Consider the following 19171-nt stretch of genomic DNA (forward strand, 5'->3'; position numbering starts at 1 on the left):
ATTCTAGTTGTACAAATCCGCAGTCCGCAAGGCAAAGACTCAAGATTTTGGCAATTTGATGTTTGATCCACAATTAGCAATTAGCAATTAGCAATCAGGGATATGAGACAACATATTGAGCGGCTCAAACAAAATCTAAGCAAAACTATGGTCGGCAAAGCGGATGCTATTCGCTTGGTGCTGGTAGCGGTGCTTTCGGGCGGCCACACGCTGCTGGAAGACGTGCCGGGTGTGGGAAAAACACTGCTGGCGAAGTCTTTGGCGCGATCGATCGATGGGAAGTTTCAGCGGATTCAGTGCACTCCCGATTTGTTGCCGACGGATATCACGGGTACTAATATTTGGAATCCGCGTAGCGGAGAGTTTGAGTTTTTGCCCGGACCAGTTTTTGCTAATGTTTTGCTTGCCGATGAAATCAATCGGGCGACGCCACGAACTCAGTCAGCTTTGCTGGAAGTGATGGAAGAAAAGCAGGTGACAGTAGATGGAGTTTCTCGGAATGTTCCGGCGCCGTTTTTTGTGATTGCGACTCAGAACCCGATCGAATATCAAGGCACTTTTCCGCTACCGGAAGCCCAGATGGATCGGTTTACTTTGTCTCTGACTTTGGGCTATCCCGCTGCGTTGGAAGAGTTGCAAATGTTGGAACGGCTTTCTGATAGTTTTGCAGTGGAAGATTTGCAGCCTTGTATTTCTTTGGAAGAAGTGCAGGAATTGCGCCGTTTGTGCGCTGCGGTGAAGGTGGAAGGCTCTTTGAAACAGTATATTGTAGATTTGGTGCGATCGACGCGGGAGGATGAGGAGATTACTTTGGGGGTGAGTCCCCGGGGTGCGGTGGCTTTGCACCGGGCGTCCCAGGCATTGGCGTTTATTTCGGGGCGGGATTTTGCGACCCCGGATGATGTGAAGGATTTGGCGCCGCACGTACTTTCTCATCGGTTGATTCCGGCGGGGGGAAGGAGCGCTAAGACAATTGTTGACAAGTTGTTGCGATCAGTTCCTATTCCTTAAAAAGTTTGTAAATAGGTTGCTCTAATTAAAGAAACAGGCATCTTGCCTGTTCCACAAAGAATTACAGCTTAATTAAAGGAACAGGCAAGATACCTGTTCCACAAACAATTAATTTTCCTGTGGGGTGGGCATCCTGCCCGCCCTTGAAAGACTTATTAATAATGGTGCAAGATGTCAGTTAATAAATAGGTTTTGCACCATTCTCAAACAGCGCCACTAATTTTTTTGCCTCTAAATCTACATTGTGTTGTTGAGCCACCCGTTCTGCTCCTGTTTTCCCCATTTGTTCTAGCTTTTCTAAAGGTGCTTCCAATACCGCGCGCATCGCTACCGCTAATGCTTCTGCGGAACCGGGAGGTACTAACCAACCGCAAACACCGGGTTCTACCAACTCCGGGATGCCAGCAACATAAGTGCTAATTACAGGCCGATTGAGAGCGAGGGCTTCCATAATTACGACGGGCAAACCTTCAGCAAAACTCGGCAATACCATTGCCCGTGAAGCTAAAATCTCTTGCTGAACTCGATCGCCACTGGCCCAGCCAGTAATTTCTATATGATTTTGCAGGCCGAGTTGCAGAATCTGCTGTTCAATATCCGATCGCAGCGGCCCGTCTCCTACGAGTACCAACTTAAACTCTAAGCCTTGAACTGCTAGCAAGTTAGCAGCTTCTAGCAACAACAAATGACCTTTTTGTTCGCTGAGCCTCCCAATGCAAGCTAAGCGGGGTGCTGCGGGTATGGGGACGTAGGGTGCAGCTAAAAATGCAGCATCTACGCCGCAGTGTATGACGTGAATTTTTGACCAAAAAGTGCGATCGCACCACCGAAAAAGCTGACTTTTACCGAAGGAACTAACTGCTGCTACAAAGGTCGATCGTTTAATTTTTTCGTCTAACGAAAGAATTGTGGCTTTATCAAATTCTTCAGGGCCGTGAACGGTGAAACTGTAAGTGGGGCCGCCAAGCACGCGGCACAGCATTGCGACTGTTGTGGAATTTGTCCCGAAGTGAGCGTGAAGGTGTGCCGTACCGGATTCTGCAAACCAATTTAAAAGAATGCAAGCTTCTGCTAAATAAGCTAGATGCAGCAAAATCCCCCGTTCCGAGTGCCAGCCAACTTTGAACATTAACCGCACAGCTTCGATGAATCGAATGGGTCTAGTTGCCACAACCCGAAGCAAACCCCACGCTAACCCCTTTACACCTACTCCTAAGATTACTTTAGTCAATTGTTGCTCTAGTTTGTCGGCCCCATCAACGAGTTCTGACTCGCACGATCGGATGGAAAAACGTGCGACTTTCATGCCGCAATTTTCAACGGCTAGCACTTCTCTGCGGACAAAGCTGTGGCTGACTTTGGGATATTGGTTGACTAAATAAGCGATGTTCATGAAGGGGAGAAAATTTTATGGTAAAGCTTAGATTAGTTTAGCCTTTAGCAGCAGTACGTGGGCAACAAATTTAGCTGATTTGTTGAGCTTATTGGAGTATGGGTGGAGGGCGATCGCTTTTGGTGGGATGGGGGAAGTGACAGCGGGGCGATGGCTATTCCGGCGAGAGGAAATCAATCCACACATTTTACATTTTTAATACAATAGTTAGGACTGTTTTTAGGTAGTAGTCACAAACCCTTGATTTTCCCGCGAGCACATCGATCACCATGAAAGCCTTTTTTTAGGGTTCCCAATCAAAAACTGTCTGAAGTATTTTCATATGCAAACCACTCACAATCAAGTTTAATAGCCCCCAAATTGCCTCAATAATTAGTAATTATTCAACGTGCAATTCCATCTAATTTCCTATTGTCACCTAAATTCTCCCGAAAATCAGCAGCCCGAAAAATAATCGCCCAAATCCCCAAAAAACAAGCAACTCTCGCAACTCTCACAACTCCCCCAACTCTCACCACCAAAGATTTTTCTGAGGCGACTTGCTCTGCATCTACCCAAGATGACAACAAATAAGGTAAAGTAAACGGCACAAGAGTCTAGCACTCTCGAACTGCCGCACCTCGGCAAACCCGCCCTTGACCAGCAAAACTGACTGGTACAGGCGACATTAACCGCTAACCATCAACCCCTAACAAGCGACAAAAATGCAAACCTACTACTACGTTTTAGCCAGCCAACGCTTTTTACTAGAAGAAGAACCCCTAGATGAAGTGTTTAAAGAAAGAACTCGCAACTACAACGAACAAGAAAAACAAATAGACTTCTGGTTGGTCAAACAGCCGGCTTTCCTAGAAGCACCGACAATGGCAGAAGTTAAAGCAAAATGCCCTCAGCCAGCCGCCGCTATTATTTCTACCGATCCAGTCTTCATCACTTGGTTGAAACTGCGATTAGAGTATGTACTGACAGGTGAATTTCAAGCACCATCACCAACTATTCCCGATGCCCTTGCCTCTTTACAGACAGCATGAATAAACTTGCCAAAAATCCGACAAAACAACTCACAGAAATTAGAAGTCAATTGTACAAATTTATTTTGTCTATACCCCTATTTTCTGCTACTTCGATCGCCATTTTTGCCTTGACAATTTTATCTAGTTCTGTTAAAGCTCAGTCGAGCTGCCAACCGCCTCAGCCCGATGAATATCTACTGTTAATTGTTACCCCAACACCCGAACAGCAAGAAAGAGCAAAACGCTCTTTCCCTGGAAATACTAACAACACAGTTTGTCGGTACATCAATGACACAGTGACGCGAGTTGGTGGCTTTCGCGACTCGCAAATCGCCAGCGATTGGGTTAAATACATCGAGGATGTTGTCGGATTGCAAGCTTACGTAGTACGATCGCCCGCAGCGGCGCTACCCCAAAATTTGCCAGTCTACAACCCTCAGCCAGCACCAGGTTCTGAACCAATCACCAATTCTCCCAGCGGCAATCTTGGCTTCAATCCCCAACCCCTAGGTCCTGGTTATGCAGTGTTAGTAGATTACTTCAACCAACCGGAATTAGCCGCCCAAGTCAGGCAAGCATTAGGCACGCAAGTAGGGTTAGCTTCCTACGGCCAGCGTCCCTTTTTATTCGTCGCTTATACAACGGATCAAAACGCCGCTACTGCTGCAGTAAAAACATTGAGCGATCGAGGTTTTTGGCCGATGTTAGTAGACAGCCGCCGAGTTACCGTAATTGCTCCCGCTGTTCGCTAAAAGATAACCTACCCACGATCGTTCGGATCGTGAAATCGCTACTACACTTGCCTCTCGTCCTAGCAGAGGGGGACTAATAACAATTATTGTTGTGGTTGGGATTCTAGCGGGCTGCTTCCTAGCTGACTTTCTGCCCGCTTTTTTGCTTCTATGGCTGCTCCGTAATCCGGTTTGTAGCGAATTGCTTTGTCATAGGAGGCGATCGCATCTTCGTATCTTTTTACCGCCACAAGTGCATTGCCGCGGCTGTACCAAGCTTCCGAGTAGTCAGGCTGGACATAGACGGCTTCATTGTAAGAGACTAGCGCATCTTCGTACCGCTTTAAATTGTACTCGGCATTGCCTCTATTGTACCACGCTTGATGTTCTTTCGGGTTTAAATCTAAGGCTCTGCTGTAACACTCAATTGCTTGTTCGTACTTGCGTAATTCGTGGTACGACCAACCTAAATTGTACCATGCTTGATAATAATCCGGTTTTAATTTAACAGCTTTTTCGTAAGCTTCTACCGCTTCTTCATGTCGGCGCATTCTCAGCAACGCGATGCCTTTACTGTACCACCATTGATAAAAATTGGGCTGAAACCGCACGGCTTTTTCGTAGGCTTCAAAAGCTTCTTGGTTTTTGTTTAATTCTAGGAAAACATTGCCTAAATTGTACCAAGCTTCAGAATTATCGAATTTGATTTCAACTGCTTTTTGATAGGATTCTACGGCTCGATCGTACTGTTTTAATTTTTGGTGAGCTTGTCCCCGATTGTACCAGGCACGGTACAAATTGGGCTGAAATTTTACAGCTTTTTCGTAGGAGACGATCGCCTCTTCGTACCGCTGCGAATCTAACAGAGTATCGCCTCTGCCTTCCCAGGCGGCGGCATAGTCGGGCTGGATTTTCAAAGCGTTATCAAAAGATGCGATCGCCTCTTGAGACTGTTGCAACTTATCCAAAGCATAACCGCGTCCCGTCCAAGCTTCCAAGTATTCCGGCTTTAATTCTATGGCTTTATCATAAGCTGACTGCGATTCTCGATATTTTTTCAATTCATATAAAGTTTTGGCTTTTTCCTGCCAAACTTCCGCGTAGTCCGGTCTGAGAGTTATTGCTCGCTCGTAAGCTGCCAGAGCTTCTTCAAAGCGGCTTAAATTGTAAAGAGTATTGCCTCGGTTGTACAGGTCAGTTGCATTTGCCGAATTAAAAGTATTTACACCATAAATAGATGCTAAGATAGTGACGCCTATTAAACTGGCGATCGACAATATTTTTAAATACAGTTTTTTTCGGGGTTTTACAGGCTTATTCGCAGCAGCAACCGGAGGCAATACAGGAACTGTACCGCTGAAAGAATCTTCCAATTGTTTAATAGCTTGCAGCGTTTCGCCGGCACTAGAATAACGCTGGCGAAAATCGTACTTTACCATCTTATCTAAAATCTTCGCAAATTCAGGACTGACTGAGGTTTTGTCCTGCCAAATAATTTCCTCTGTATCGGGGTTTCTTGGCATTTGGTGAGGATTTATGCCCGTGAGGAACTGAATTGCGATCGCACCGACGGCATAGATATCGCTGCTGAGTTTCGGATTGCCGTGAGCTTGTTCGCTGGGCATATAACCGGGAGTACCGATGCTGACACTCAAGCTATTTTTGGGCTGAGGAGTGGTGATTTGAGTAGTAATTTCTTTAACTGCGCCGAAGTCAATTAAAACTAATTTTCCGTCTCTATCTCTGCGAAGGATATTGCGGGGATTGACATCGCGGTGAATCACATTTTGCTGGTGTACAAAGTCTAAAATTTCGAGAAGTTCCTGCAATATACAAATGACTTGATCTTCCTGCATGACTCCCGCAGTCCCCCCTTGGTAAGGGGAACCTGCCGCAGTTCCTCCTTGGTAAGGGGGGGTTTGGGGGGGTATAATTTCTTGACTTAAATCGTGACCTTCTATAAATTCTTGAACTAGATAAAACTCTTGATTCTCTTCAAAAAAAGCAAAAAGTCGGGGAATGCGATCGTGATTTCCCAACTTGTACAAAACTTGTGCTTCGGTATCGAATAAACGTCTTGCTACCTTTAGAGTTTCCGGATCGGTTGCGTGAGGTTTAAGCTGCTTGACGACGCAGAGGTGATTGCCTGGTAGCTGCTTATCTTCAGCTAAGTAAGTTTGAGCAAATCCGCCGCCTCCCAAGTGACGGATAATACTGTAGCGATTGCCGAGTGTTATTCCAAGCATGAAATTCACCTAATATTTCCTAGTCGTTTGGAGAATTAGCTTCCAACCAAGCTGTCACATCTTCCGCATTTGAAAATTCTAACATGGCCTCTCTAATTTTTTTAATTCGTCGAACCGCAACTGGGAAATTTGAATTTTAATAAAATCAATTTTAGGGTAAAATCCCTTGTGCAGCTATTCAATCATTAATTTAGTTCCATCCGTTTTTGCTGTATTGTACAAAGCTAGCTTGTCTAATGCCTGCCGATTTAGAACTTGAATTTCAATAATTACAAGAGAGGTATCGTTGTTGAGTTTTGCGAGCGCCTCTAAGTAGCTATCTTTGGTTTTGATGTAAGGTGCGCGGTGCGAACTTTACTGTGACAGTCTGTTTGCTTTCTTTCTTGTTCCCTCCCCTTAGTAAGGGGAGGGTTAGGGTGGGGTTCTAGATTTTTGCTGGCATGGGGATGCTCCCACTCTAACTTAACTTTGAACTGATTTCAAAATTTCATCATCGACTGAAAAATCTATCTCAGCTTTGTCCCGCCCCGAAACTACATAATCATTCTGAAAAGAATCTTTCAATCCAGAAAGTAAGTCGAATTCTGGCTGCCAGTTAAGATCGGTGACAGCTTTATTAACTGAAGCAAAAAAGTGCTGCAATCGCATAGGAAAAGCTTTCTTTTTGCCGAAGTCAAATTGTTTCGGATCGTAGTGTACAATCTTAATAGCATCAGGGGATTTGCCTGCTGCTTGAATGCAGGCGCGTGCTAAACCGTCAAAGGTGACAAATCGATCGCCCGAAACGTTGTAAATTTGCCCGATCGCCCTAGAGTTGCCCAAAACCGCCGCCATTGCTTTAGCCAAATCCTGACAGTGCCCCAACTGCGTGAAGTGCATTCCGTTACCGGGAATCGGAATCGGTCGATCGCGCACAATGCGATCGAAAAACCAAGCCTCTAAATCGTTATAATTTTGGGGGCCGTAAATGTAAGTCGGGCGAATCGAAGTCCAAGGCAAACCCGATTCGGCCAAGTAATTTTCGGTTTCGCATTTACCCAAGTGCCGGCTTTTAGGATCGGTAGCGTCCCCTTCGATATGAGGCATTTGATCCGACTTCAAATAAACCCCCGCAGAGCTCATGTAAACAAAGTGCTGCACCCGCCCTTTAAATATTTCAGCTAAAGGCTTGGTATCGCTGAGTTCGCGACCGTTGTTGTCAAAAACAGCGTCAAACTCGACCGTCGATAACTTTTCTTGCAGTTGTTCAACATTTGTGCGATCGCCCTGAATCTGTTTTACGCCCGCAACCGGTACAGGCTTGTTACCCCGGTTAAACAACACCACTTCATGTCCTTGTGCTGCTAAAATCTTAGTAAGATAAACCCCGATAAACCGAGTACCGCCCATCATTAAAATTCGCATTATTTTCGATGCTCCTTACAGTTAGTGTAAATATCTTACAATAAAGTTATGCCTTACGGAGAAACCAATTTTTTTAATAAAACACATATTAACAGCGATCAGCCCTGGTACGAAAAACCGGAACGCTTGAGTTTTTATGTGCAAGTCCTGAAAGTCAGTTTTGTGCTTTACTAAAGTGCGATCGCTCAAAATAAACATAATTTTAATTTGCCTAAAATAGCCTTATGCAAGTTCCCCGGCTGCATCCAGAAACAATCGAAGAAGTTAAACAAAGAGCCGACATAGTAGACGTTATTTCCGGTCGCGTCGTGTTGCGAAAACGCGGCAAAGAATTTGTAGGTTTGTGTCCTTTTCACGATGAAAAATCTCCCAGCTTTACCGTCAGTCCCGGCAAACAAATGTATTATTGTTTTGGCTGCGGTGCAGGCGGCAATGCTTTTAAGTTTCTCATGGAATTGGAGAAACGCCCTTTCAGCGAAGTAGTATTAGAATTAGCTAAAAATTATCAAGTCTCCGTTAAAACTGTAGAACCGGAACACCGACAAGAATTGCAGCGCCAAATTTCTCTGAGGGAACAACTCTATGAAATCTCAGCGCTAACAGCCAACTTTTACGAGCACGCTTTGCGACAAACCCAAGGAGAAGAACCCTTAGCATATCTCAAATCAGAGCGCCAGCTCAGCGAAGAAACTATCCAACAATTTCAATTAGGTTATGCACCCCAAGGTTGGGAAGCACTTTACAGTTATTTAGTAGAACAGAAAAACTATCCGGCGCAATTAGTCGAACAAGCGGGATTAATTGTACCCCGAAAAAATGGCGGCAGCGGTTATTACGATCGCTTCCGCAATCGCATTATGATTCCCATTCGCGACACCCAAGGCAGAGTCATCGGTTTCGGCGGCAGAGCCCTCGGCGACGAACAGCCGAAATACCTCAATTCTCCCGAAACAGAACTGTTCGACAAAGGCAAAACTTTATTCGCCTTAGATACAGCGAAAACAGCCATTAGCAAAGCCGATCGCGCAGTGGTGGTAGAAGGGTACTTTGATGCGATCGCACTTCACGCCGCCGGCATCTCTAACGCCGTCGCTTCCCTCGGCACCGCCTTAAGTTTAAACCAGGTGCGGCAGTTATTGCGGTACACTGACTCCAAACAAATTATCCTCAACTTCGACGCCGACAAAGCAGGAACTCAAGCAGCAGAACGCGCTATTGGAGAAATAGAAAAACTCGCTTATCAAGGAGAAGTGCAACTGCGGGTACTCAACATTCCCGACGGCAAAGATGCCGACGAATACCTTAAAACGTACTCCCCAGAACAATATCGAGAATTGCTCGAAAATGCTCCGTTGTGGATCGACTGGCAACTGCAACAAATGCTCCTCAATCAAGATTTGAAGCAAGCCGATACTTCCCAGCAAGTCACCAAAAAAATCATTAATTTATTAACCAATATCACTGACGACAATCAGCTAGCACATTACCTGCAAAAATCTGCCGAAATTCTCAGTAAAGGAGATTTTAGACTCACAAAAATGATCGCTGAAAACTTGCTAAATCAAGTAGTCAGCGATTGGGCAAAGCGGCAGAGTCAAGACGAATCTTTAACAATGCCCCTGTTAATTAGGAACAAGCTGAAGCCGAACAAACAATATAAAAAACAGCGTGCAAGCGGCGAAAACAAAAACTCAAAATCCAGCTTATCTGCCGTAGCCCGCAGTCTTTTAGAAGAAGCAGAAGCGCAATTATTGCAGATTTATTTGCACTGTCCCGAATATCGCCAAGATGTCAGAGAAGCAATAGAAGCTAGAGACGTGCAGTTTAGCCTTTCTCACCACAGATTTTTGTGGCACCAGATTGTGAATGCAGAAATATTGCACAAAATGTCTTTACAAGTAGCGCCTTCAGAGTTAATATTGAAATTGCAAGATAGCTTTATTGAATATCCGAATCAACTCAATCAAATCTCGCATTTATTTCACTTAAACGAGTTCTCAGAAAGAAACGTTTATCGCGCACCTCTAGTCATTAGATCTGCCCTCGCCTGTATCGAGCAAATTATCAGCATGAAGCGCCGCCGAATTGCACTCAATATGTGGGAAAAAGCCAAGGCTGCTAGCAGTGGCGAAGAGGCTATAGAATATCACCAACTCTTCTGTGCCGAACAAGAATGGCTCAAGGAATTAGAGCGGCTGCGTCAAGTTAATTTTTACGATTTAACATCTGTGCCTTGGGGCTAATACCCTTTTAGATTTTAGATTTTAGATGGGGGATGACTCGTTCGATAGAGGTTGAAAGCTTGCCTGCACTTACATTGTTTTAACTGAGATAAGAAATAAAGTCCTTAGTACAAACCTGTTTGTACTAAGGACTTTATTTCTTTATTCAACAAACGTTTTAATAATCGCAAAAAAGAGTTTCGCGAGTATCTCTACCCGTCACGGGATTAGTACCTTTTGCCACTTTACAAAGTTTTTCTATCATATCGTCTCGCAGCAGTGTCTCAGTAAAATCTGCACCGTCAATGATAGCTCCTTCCAGCCTGGTATTGTAAGCGAAAGCACCCTCAAGGATAGCATTAGTTAAATTTGCTTTCATCATGCGAGCCAAATCTAAAGTCGCACCCGTGAAATTCGCGCCTTCTAAATTTGCTTCTTCCATATTTGCAGCAAAAAAGCTGACACCTCGCAAATCTGCATTAGTAAAATTGCTGTTGCGAAGATTGGCTTTATTAAAGCTGTCGTCAGTCAGAACTTGCCCAGTAAAATCAGCGCCGACTAGGATTTCTTTGTCGTGATCCAAAGCGAAAGCAGGTGCGGGATTAATACCGATCGCCCCAGCGGCAATTACTGCTAAAATAACAAAACTCAGCAAGAAAGTATAAATATGTTGGCGAATTCGAGAAATCATCATACAAGTTCAAGCTAATGGGCAGTCGTGAAAGTTCAGAATTGAATTCTACCAGAAAGAGCGATCGCCCGCTCGCGACGGCTGACTCCAATTCCCCCCAATCCCCAAACTCTAGGGATATCGGCACATTGGGAGAAAACTTAGTCGCCGACTGGTTGCAGCAGCAAGGTTGGGAAATCCTGCACCGGCAGTGGCACTGTCGCTGGGGAGAGATTGACATCATCGCACTCGGAAGAGATGAAGAAAGCGAAATCAACAGAGGTAACGAAAATTCCCCATTCCCCATTCCCCATTCCCCATTCCCCATTCCCCATTCCCAAACATTAGCATTTGTAGAGGTAAAAACTCGCCGCCGGGGAAATTGGGATGCTGGTGGAATGCTGGCTGTTACCACCACAAAACAAGCCAAACTTTGGCAAACAGCCGAAATATTTTTAAGCACTCATCCAGATTTAGCCAATAATTATTGTCGCTTTGATGTCGCCTTAGTCAGGTGCGAACCTTCACAACAAAACAGTAAGCGAATATTACCAGCATTCACAGCAGCGAACTCTCAATCCGCCGTTACAGGAAACTACCGACTCACCCTGGAAGAATACATTCGCTCGGCTTTTAGCAATTAAAAATATATAATTAAAATTTAGAGGGTAAAATCTCAAAGCAATGCCACTAGGTAATTTTTAATGGTTAACTTGCCTAGGCTGTCGCCCATTTCTCTCTTGAGCTTTAACGGAGCTGAAAAAAGCGTTAAATCTTCTCCCGCTTTCCCCTTCTCTCCCTCTCCTGTTCTGTCATCACAGTTAATTTATATGCGTAGCAATCTAGGCCAGAGTTTCCGGGCAATATCCCAGACCCTTGACAAACTGCTGGCGAAACGCTTCAATTTCTTTGCGGTCAGGGCTGCCGTGACAAACCACTGCCACCTGGTATCGGCGCATCACGCTCAGCGGGGACTGTCCGGTTTCCAAACTCCACAGCGCCATTTGCAAGCGAATTTCAGGATCGTAAGGAATCCCGAGTTCGTTCATAAAAGCCCGAAAATCCCCGTGCATTTCGGGTGTTAAATATTGGCTCATTTTCACCTTTACCACCCAGCCGTCAATTTGGTGAATAACAGTGATAAATTGCAAGGGAAGATGATGAGCCGTGCGTAGGTAATCCACGACTCTCAGAGTAAGGCTAGTATTGGCGATGTAGTAGAGGTATTCCATAACGATCCTTATGAGCAAAGCTGATGCTACACCTCTATCCTCGCGGGCTATACCCGCGACCACAAGGGGAAAAGCACCCGACTTTGGATGGGGGTTTTTACCCAATTTGTTACCCAGTTGACAGATCGATCGCACAGGAATTCACTCGATGACAGAGATGGACTGGTCTTTGGACGGCTACGACTACGAACTTCCGCCCTCACGCATTGCCCAAAATCCCGTAGTGCCGAGGGACAGTTCTCGCTTGCTGGCTGTAGATTCTCCCAGCAGCCACCAACACCGGATTTTTAGGGATTTACCCGATTTGCTGCAACCAGGCGACTTGCTGGTACTGAACAACACCCGCGTGCTGCCAGCGAGGCTCTACGGGCACAAACCCAACGGCCCGGCTGTGGAGATATTGTTGATGGAAGAACGGCAGCACAACTGTTGGCTGGCTTTGGTCAAACCGGGGAAACGATTAAAGTTGGGAGCAAAAATTGAGTTTGATCCCATCGCCCCTGGCTGTGAGGACTCGAGCACAGCTCCTTGCTGTTGCCTTCCCGATGCCACGATGCCCCCCCATCGTCGTCGATTGACTGCAACAGTTATAGAGAGGGACGACGCAACAGGGGGACGGCTGTTAGAGTTTGACATCCCCACAGATGAGAATCTGGCGAAGTTTTTGGACGAATACGGCCACATACCCCTGCCGCCCTACATCGAAAATTCCCAAGCTTCAGCGGAACAGTACCAGACTGTTTATGCCGAGAGGCTTGGGGCCGTGGCTGCTCCCACAGCAGGCCTGCACTTCACCGAAGAATTGTTCAGCCGCTTGGAACAGCGGGGAATAGAAAAAACTTTTGTCACCTTACACGTCGGAGTAGGGACGTTTCGCCCGGTGGAGGTGACAGACGTGACGGCTCACAAAATGCACGGTGAATGGGTAGAAGTACCCCCCGCCACCGTAGAGAAAATCCGGGAAACTCAAGCCCGAGGCGGGCGGATTATTGCTGTGGGTACAACAGCAGTCCGAGCTTTAGAGGGAGCCGCCGCCGCGAGTGGCGATTTTTCCTTGCAACCTTTTTGCGGCCCGACCAATTTGTTTATCTACCCTGGTTACAAGTGGCGGGTTGTAGAGGGGATGATTACCAATTTTCACTTGCCCCGCTCTACTTTGATGATGATGGTAAGTGCGATGATTGGAAGGCCTCGGCTGTTGGATTTGTACCGAGAAGCGATCGAGCAACAGTACCGCTTTTATTCCTTTGGCGATGCCATGCTGATTTTACCAACAGCAAAAAAGGATTGATCGATCGGGCATCGGGTTCGCCCCATGCCCGGTATTCCGTTTCTATTCTTCCTCCTCTTCTTCATTGCCGGGATACACGAAGCTGTTGGAACGCCCAGTCAGAACAGATTTGCCCAGAGACAAAGCTTTCTGAGCTGCCACTACAGCTTTGCGCTTCCATGTGGCCTTACGCATATTCTTCTTGGATTTGGAGGTTTTCTTCTTAGGGACTGCCATGACGCTAAATACTTTCTGCTTATATAGACAAACAAACATTCTAGCCGATTTTGTCGGCAATGCTTACTCAAAAAACGGCAATAACTGCTCACCAACCAATATCAAGTAGTAGGGTGCGTCAGCGATTAGCTTCTGGAAAAATAGACAAAATCCCCTAGAGCACGCACCCGCAGCAGCTAAAGTTCGTGAAAGTGGTAGATCACGACGCCCGTTACGGCATCGTTCTCGATACTCACATAACCCGTTTTGAGCATTGCCGTGAAAGCCTCTTCCACTTCGGCAAAAGTAGCGCCGGTTGCCATCACCCCTTGGGTGACAGATAATCTTCCGTTCTTGGTATAAGCTGCCTTCAGGAGTTTAACCCCTAACTGGTCTGGAGTTGGCTTGGGATATGTCGCGGCGATCGCCCCGCTGACTGGATATAGCGGTATACCTTCGCGAGATACGCCGAGTTTGCCCCTGAGACTGGCATTGCGTTCGTCCACCATGTTCGGCAGCAGCAGCAAGTCAAACAATTGCCCAAACCCAAACAAACCAAAGGTAAACAGCCACAGCAAACCACTACCAATCTTGCCGTTGTAGAGGCGGTGGAGTCCGAAGGGGCCGAAAAAACAAGCTGCCCATAAAAGGTAACTAACACCTAAATTGCTCATTTTCTGACCGTCCTGCCTGATTATTCTAGAATTGGAGTCCCTCTATACATTTTGTACTTTCTATGCGGTGTTTAAACAGCTTGACAGGGGAATTTATTTGTGTGGTAGCCTAATAAACTGACAAAAGGCAGAATTTGGTTTCCCAATAGCTTATGTCTGGAAGCCCATGAGTAATTTTGCGTAGCAATTCTTAACGCCAGCAACATATTTGCGCGGGCGAGAGCTTGGTAAACTGGAGGGCGTGGAAATTACAGCAGCTTAGACCTGGATTCCACTATGGTTTCTTTACGGAGCGCCAAAGCAAGCGCGCCGCCAGCGCTGGCAGGACATACACGAGCGCGATCGCCCGCAGTACCCGACAATGGAAACAAGCGAGTAGTTATAAGCAGAAATCCAATAAACATATGGTAGATTCCCTCAAAAAACCCACTTTTGAAGAACTGCGGCCGGGAGTGAAAGCCCCAGCCAAAGAAACTATTCTCACGCCGAGATTTTACACAACAGATTTTGACGAGATGGCCAAAATGGACATCTCGGTAAATGAAGCCGAACTAAAAGCAATTATTGAAGAGTTCCGCGTTGACTACAACCGCAACCACTTCGTGCGTGATGCCGAGTTCGATCAATCTTGGGAACACATCGACGGCGAAAAGCGCCAGTTGTTCATTGAATTCCTGGAACGCTCTTGCACCGCAGAGTTTTCTGGCTTCTTGCTTTACAAAGAATTGGCACGCAAGCTCAAGGACAAAAATCCAGTGCTGGCCGAAGGTTTCTTGCTGATGTCGCGGGACGAAGCGCGGCACGCCGGATTCCTCAACAAAGCTCTCTCGGACTTTAATTTGTCCTTGGATTTGGGTTTCTTGACAAAGAGCCGCAGTTACACATTCTTTAAGCCGAAGTTTATTTTCTACGCGACTTACTTGTCTGAAAAGATCGGTTATTGGCGCTACATCACCATTTATCAGCACTTAAAAGCCCATCCTGAAGATCAGATTTATCCGATTTTCCGATTCTTTGAAAATTGGTGCCAGGATGAAAACCGCCACGGAGATTTCTTTGATGCGGTAATGAGAGCTCAGCCTCAGATGTTGAACGATTGGCGCGCTAAGCTTTGGTGCCGTTTCTTCTTGCTGTCAGTGTTCGCGACGATGTATCTCAATGATATCCAACGCGCTGGTTTTTATCGATCGCTCGGACTCGATGCTCGCGAATACGACATTGAAGTCATTAAAAAGACCAACGAAACAGCAGGTCGCGTATTCCCCGTCATGCTGGATGTGAACAATCCCGAGTTTTATGAACGGCTGGATGTTTGCCTCAAGAACAATCAGAAGTTGACCGCAATTGTTGCTTCTAATACTCCGAAATTCTTGCAGTTCTTCCAAAAATTGCCTTTGTATCTGTCGAACGGCTGGCAGTTGTTGAAGCTGTACTTCATGAAGACAATTGAATCACCTTCAGTTGAGGGTGCAGTCCGTTAAGTTTTGATTTTTCATCCTCTGTGACGGCGGTTCTGCGACAAGCGGAGCCGCTTTTTTTTGGTATCCAGATTCACCGCAAAAACTTCTCGTCAGACTTACACTCGCCCGGAATTGGAATTAATGCTGGTTTTTTTCATAAAATTTATCGCCATTCCCCCTGAAGCGTAAAAGCCGCCCAATAATAAGGAGAACGCCACTCTTCCTGCTTCAACATTTCCAGTTGCGCCGCCCTTAAAGCCGCCGCTGGCGTTAATCCTTTTTGCAGCATTCCCTGATAGAAACTCGACATTAACGTAGCCGTTCCTTCATCGTCCACACTCCACAAACTCACCACCACTCGCTGAGCCCCTGCATACATAAATCCCCGTGTTAATCCTACCATGCCCTCGCCTTGAATGTTCTGCCCCATTCCGGTTTGACAGGCGCTTAACACTACTAAATCTGCTGCTAATTTGAGATTGAAAATATCCGTAAGTCTCAGGAATCCGTTTAAAGGGTTGCCCTTTTCATCTATCAGTGACAAGATGAGTCCCGATAGTTCCGGGTTAGTGCTATTCGCTAAACCGTGAGTGGCAAAATGAATGATTTTATATTGGCTTAAGTTCTGACTGGTTGCTGCGGCGCGGCTGGCTTCAAAATCCAAAGATTCGGTGCGAGAATTAGCTGGTACTAACGCTTGAATGATTTGAGCTTCTTGGCGAGTGAATTTTAAACGGCTCAACATTAAGTTATTGTCGCGACCAGAGCGGCTTAAACCCAGATTTACTGATTCTATTGCTTGCAGATTGGTGGCGGTTGACTGGTTTTTGACTCGTTCATCTTCCGGGCTAAAAACTGGATCGGCGATAATCGCTAAACTCCGAGTAGGAGGTTGTCTGTCACTGTAGTTTTGTCTTAATATTCCCAAGGTGGAAGCTGAAGGCAGCAGCACGATTTCATGGTCTACTATTAAAGGCGGATTCCCATTTTCACCTGATTTTCCGGGGAGGGAAAGGGCAGCAAAGGGGAGGTAATTGAGAATGCCATCGCCAACAATTAGCAGGCGCTTTTGACCGAGTTGGGCAGCAACCGGCTGTAAGATAATTTGACTGATAGCATCGTTGGCTTGGGCGATTTGATTGGGGCTGTTTCGGGAACTTGGAGCTGTGACAGCATCGCGGAATTTTCTGGCATTTGTCTCGATGTCGGCAGCTTTTGGTAATTCATAAGTGGTGATGCTGGTTTTGGTGACAGCCCAGAGATAGCTGCGCTCTTTCCCTAGAGAATACTGGAGTAAAATTGTCTGATCATCGAGGATTTGTTGTTGAATTTGTGCAAGCGTTAGAGGTTGCGGTTGGGTGAGGGCTGCGTACCGGGGGCTAGTAGCGCGGATTTGTGTTTGAATGTCCTGATATTGTGCGATTAAAGTTTGCCGTTGTTGTTCTAATTCTGCTTCTTGGGTGGGAGTGTAGTTGGGGCGATTGAAAACTTCGACGCGCCGTTTTTCTAGGGCATCGAGTTGCTGTTGCACACTGCGTTCTCGCTGCAATAATTCAGGGGCGACACTTTGGCGAATATCGGCATTTGCTTCTTGCAGAAGTTCGAGGAGACTGCGGGCGCGGGAACGTTCGCTGGCTTCAAAGGCTTTGGTATCATAACCAGATTTGGGTTGCGTTTTGTGCAGTTGCATTAACAGATCAATGTAGAACTGGTAATAGTTTTGTACGGTGGCAAAGTATGAGGTGCGGAGTTCTGGGCTGGCAATTTTGGTGCGGAGGCTTTCAATAATTTTGAGGGAGGCTTCAATCTCAGTGAGAGCTTGGTTAAGATTACCATAGTCACGTTTGATAGTAGCAATACTATAGAGGGTAAGAGCTTCTAAGGAGCGATCGAGGGTGGCTTGAGTCAAAGGAAGGGATTGATTGAAATACTCTAATGCTTTCTCTTTGTTTCCTAATTCTGCGTAGCTCCTGCCGATACCTATTAGGCTGTAGGCTTCTCTTTGGCGATCGCTTGCTTCCCGGCTCAAAGAAAGAGACTGATTGTAATAGTTTAGGGCTTTTTGTTGGTCTTCTAATTCTGCGTATATGTTACCAATGCCAGTGAGGGTGCGAGCTTCTCCAGAGCGATCGCCTACTATGCGCTTGAGGATAAGGGATTGGTTAAAATATTCTAAGGCTTTCTCTTTGTCTCCTAATTCTGAGTAGGCAATGCCAATGCTGGTGAGAGTGGTTGCTGCTGAGGAGCGATCGCCTAGAGTCTGGAAAATTGGAAGGGACTGGCTGTAATACTCTAAAGCTTTCTGTTGGTCTCCCAATTCTGAGTAGACATGGCCAATGCTGATTAGAGTAACAGCTTGCCCAGAGCGATCGCCCACAGCTTGGTTGATGGGAAGAGACTGGCCGTAATGCTCTAGGGCTTTCTGTTTTTCTCCCACTTCTGAATAGACAATACCTATGTAGTTAAGGGTACGAGCTTCTTGTTCGCGTTCACCTATAGCCCGGAACAATTTAAGGGACTGGTTGTAAGAGTCTAAGGCTGTTTGTTTCTCTCCCAATTCTGAGTAGACTCTACCAGCAGAAATCAGGGCGAAGGCTTCAACAGAGCGCTCGCCTATTTCTCGACTGAGGGGAAGAGATTGGTTGTAATAATCTAGGGCTTTCTGTTTTTCTCCCAAACCTGAATAGACATTGCCAACGACGATCAAGGTGAAAGCTTGCCAACGGCGATCGCCTATTTCCTGGCTCAAAAAAAAGGACTGATTGTAATACTCTAGCGCTTTCTGCTGTTCTCCAAATTCTGCGTAGATCATGCCAATACCTAGAAGGTTGTAGGCTTCTTTTTGGCGATCACCTATTACCCGGCTCAAAGAAAGGGACTGATTGTAATAGTCCAGGGCTTTCTGTTTTTCTCCTAAAACTGAGTAGACTCTGCCGATGTTGGTGAGGGTGACAGCTTCCCCTGAACGATCGCCTATTGCCCGACTCAGGGGAAGGGACTGGCTGTAATACTCTAGCGCTTTCTGTTTTTCTCCCAAATCTGAGTATACTTTGCCGATGCTGTGGAGGGTGGTAGCCTCCCCAGCGCGACCGCCCCCGGCCCGAAACAGCTTTAACGCTTCTTCATATTTGGCGAGTGCTTTTCTTAAAGATTCCGCCGTCCCCTCCTGGTAAACTTGATCCGCTTCTTTCAAAGCTCTTTCAGCAGCAGCCGCCGCAGGATTGCCCTCGGACTGCTGCGATACCCCTTGACTAATTTTTATCGCACTGGGTGCAGCTACCGCCGGGACTCCTAGCAAAATCAGAGCACTTACAGCGAGTCCGTAACGCCCCCAAACCCAAAGTGTGATATTCATAAATACCTGCTCAAAGAAGACCTTGTTAACCGGTATCATAGTCGATCGCAGCTTATCAGGTGCGATTTCCCGGACTGCGTGCCGGTTACATCGGGAGCATATTGTGAAATTCCGCCGCTGCACGTAGTGCCACACCCTCCAAGGGCGATCGACCGCATCGGATTTGCCTCCGCGAAGATTAAAAGTCATAATTGTAATTTTTACGCTATTCTCTACTCAGTATTTTTAAATTAGCGATCGCTCCCAAACCTAGCATCTACTATTTTTTGATTTT

Annotated in this window: 17 protein-coding genes; 8 read left to right on the top strand and 9 right to left on the bottom strand. The window is 46.2% G+C overall.

All coding sequences use genetic code 11. The annotated features are described in order from the left end of the window. Nucleotides 1-102: 102 nt before the first annotated feature. Nucleotides 103-1011 carry a MoxR family ATPase gene (locus QUA57_RS00235; protein WP_333058826.1) on the top strand — a complete coding sequence of 303 codons (909 nt, stop codon included), beginning with the start codon at nt 103-105 and terminating at the stop codon, nt 1009-1011. A gap of 178 nt (nt 1012-1189) precedes the next feature. Here the strand turns inward: QUA57_RS00235 and QUA57_RS00240 are convergent, their stop codons facing one another. Next, on the bottom strand, nt 1190-2404 hold the full coding sequence (locus QUA57_RS00240) for a glycosyltransferase (protein WP_333058827.1): 1215 nt from the start codon (nt 2402-2404) through the stop codon (nt 1190-1192). A 383-nt stretch (nt 2405-2787) separates the two neighbouring features. Continuing rightward, nucleotides 2788-2994, bottom strand: coding sequence for a hypothetical protein (locus tag QUA57_RS00245; RefSeq protein WP_333058828.1), 207 nt, complete (start codon nt 2992-2994; stop codon nt 2788-2790). A 114-nt stretch (nt 2995-3108) separates the two neighbouring features. On the opposite strand from QUA57_RS00245, the gene QUA57_RS00250 reads away from it, so the two are divergent. Continuing rightward, on the top strand, nt 3109-3435 hold the full coding sequence (locus QUA57_RS00250) for an MgPME-cyclase complex family protein (protein WP_333058829.1): 327 nt from the start codon (nt 3109-3111) through the stop codon (nt 3433-3435). Then, a complete protein-coding gene (locus tag QUA57_RS00255) occupies nt 3432-4169 on the top strand; it encodes a hypothetical protein (protein WP_333058830.1) in 738 nt (245 codons plus the stop codon). Before QUA57_RS00250 ends, QUA57_RS00255 begins: the two co-directional genes overlap by 4 nt. Nucleotides 4170-4252: 83 nt before the next feature. On the opposite strand, the gene QUA57_RS00260 is transcribed toward QUA57_RS00255, so the two are convergent. Further along, on the bottom strand, nt 4253-6394 hold the full coding sequence (locus QUA57_RS00260; RefSeq protein ID WP_333058831.1) for a tetratricopeptide repeat protein: 2142 nt from the start codon (nt 6392-6394) through the stop codon (nt 4253-4255). A gap of 462 nt (nt 6395-6856) precedes the next feature. Continuing rightward, nucleotides 6857-7798, bottom strand: coding sequence for an NAD-dependent epimerase/dehydratase family protein (locus tag QUA57_RS00265; protein WP_333058832.1), 942 nt, complete (start codon nt 7796-7798; stop codon nt 6857-6859). A 48-nt stretch (nt 7799-7846) separates the two neighbouring features. Here QUA57_RS00265 and QUA57_RS00270 point away from each other — a divergent pair, with 48 nt between their 5' ends. Together QUA57_RS00270 and dnaG are read left to right on the top strand one after the other, a co-directional pair. Beyond that, nucleotides 7847-7972 (top strand): hypothetical protein, encoded by a 126-nt coding sequence (locus QUA57_RS00270; RefSeq protein WP_333058833.1) that lies wholly within the window; start codon nt 7847-7849, stop codon nt 7970-7972. A 50-nt stretch (nt 7973-8022) separates the two neighbouring features. After that, nucleotides 8023-10041: a DNA primase gene (dnaG, locus tag QUA57_RS00275; protein ID WP_333058834.1), complete on the top strand. Its 2019-nt coding sequence runs from the start codon at nt 8023-8025 to the stop codon at nt 10039-10041. A 157-nt stretch (nt 10042-10198) separates the two neighbouring features. On the opposite strand, the gene QUA57_RS00280 is transcribed toward dnaG, so the two are convergent. Beyond that, a complete protein-coding gene (locus tag QUA57_RS00280; RefSeq protein WP_333042425.1) occupies nt 10199-10714 on the bottom strand; it encodes a pentapeptide repeat-containing protein in 516 nt (171 codons plus the stop codon). A gap of 14 nt (nt 10715-10728) precedes the next feature. On the opposite strand from QUA57_RS00280, the gene QUA57_RS00285 reads away from it, so the two are divergent. Next, nucleotides 10729-11334 carry a YraN family protein gene (locus QUA57_RS00285; protein ID WP_333058835.1) on the top strand — a complete coding sequence of 202 codons (606 nt, stop codon included), beginning with the start codon at nt 10729-10731 and terminating at the stop codon, nt 11332-11334. A gap of 198 nt (nt 11335-11532) precedes the next feature. Here the strand turns inward: QUA57_RS00285 and QUA57_RS00290 are convergent, their stop codons facing one another. Then, on the bottom strand, nt 11533-11922 hold the full coding sequence (locus tag QUA57_RS00290) for a hypothetical protein (RefSeq protein ID WP_006632408.1): 390 nt from the start codon (nt 11920-11922) through the stop codon (nt 11533-11535). Between the two features lie 148 nt (nt 11923-12070). Between QUA57_RS00290 and queA the strand changes: the two genes are divergently transcribed. Beyond that, nucleotides 12071-13213 (top strand): tRNA preQ1(34) S-adenosylmethionine ribosyltransferase-isomerase QueA, encoded by a 1143-nt coding sequence (gene queA, locus QUA57_RS00295; RefSeq protein WP_333058836.1) that lies wholly within the window; start codon nt 12071-12073, stop codon nt 13211-13213. A 42-nt stretch (nt 13214-13255) separates the two neighbouring features. On the opposite strand, the gene rpmF is transcribed toward queA, so the two are convergent. Both rpmF and QUA57_RS00305 read right to left on the bottom strand, forming a co-directional pair. After that, complete coding sequence (rpmF, locus tag QUA57_RS00300; protein ID WP_006632406.1) at nt 13256-13429, bottom strand: 50S ribosomal protein L32; 174 nt, start codon at nt 13427-13429, stop codon at nt 13256-13258. Between the two features lie 176 nt (nt 13430-13605). After that, on the bottom strand, nt 13606-14082 hold the full coding sequence (locus QUA57_RS00305; RefSeq protein WP_333042421.1) for a TM2 domain-containing protein: 477 nt from the start codon (nt 14080-14082) through the stop codon (nt 13606-13608). A gap of 404 nt (nt 14083-14486) precedes the next feature. Between QUA57_RS00305 and acsF the strand changes: the two genes are divergently transcribed. Continuing rightward, nucleotides 14487-15563 (top strand): magnesium-protoporphyrin IX monomethyl ester (oxidative) cyclase, encoded by a 1077-nt coding sequence (gene acsF / locus QUA57_RS00310; protein ID WP_333058837.1) that lies wholly within the window; start codon nt 14487-14489, stop codon nt 15561-15563. 142 nt (nt 15564-15705) lie between these two features. Here acsF and QUA57_RS00315 read toward each other — a convergent pair whose 3' ends face one another. Next, nucleotides 15706-19086 (bottom strand): tetratricopeptide repeat protein, encoded by a 3381-nt coding sequence (locus QUA57_RS00315; protein WP_333058838.1) that lies wholly within the window; start codon nt 19084-19086, stop codon nt 15706-15708. Between the last annotated feature and the right edge of the window lie 85 nt (nt 19087-19171).

The sequence above is a fragment of the Microcoleus sp. Pol7_B2 genome (assembly GCF_036701035.1).
Classification (GTDB): Bacteria; Cyanobacteriota; Cyanobacteriia; order Cyanobacteriales; family Microcoleaceae; genus Microcoleus.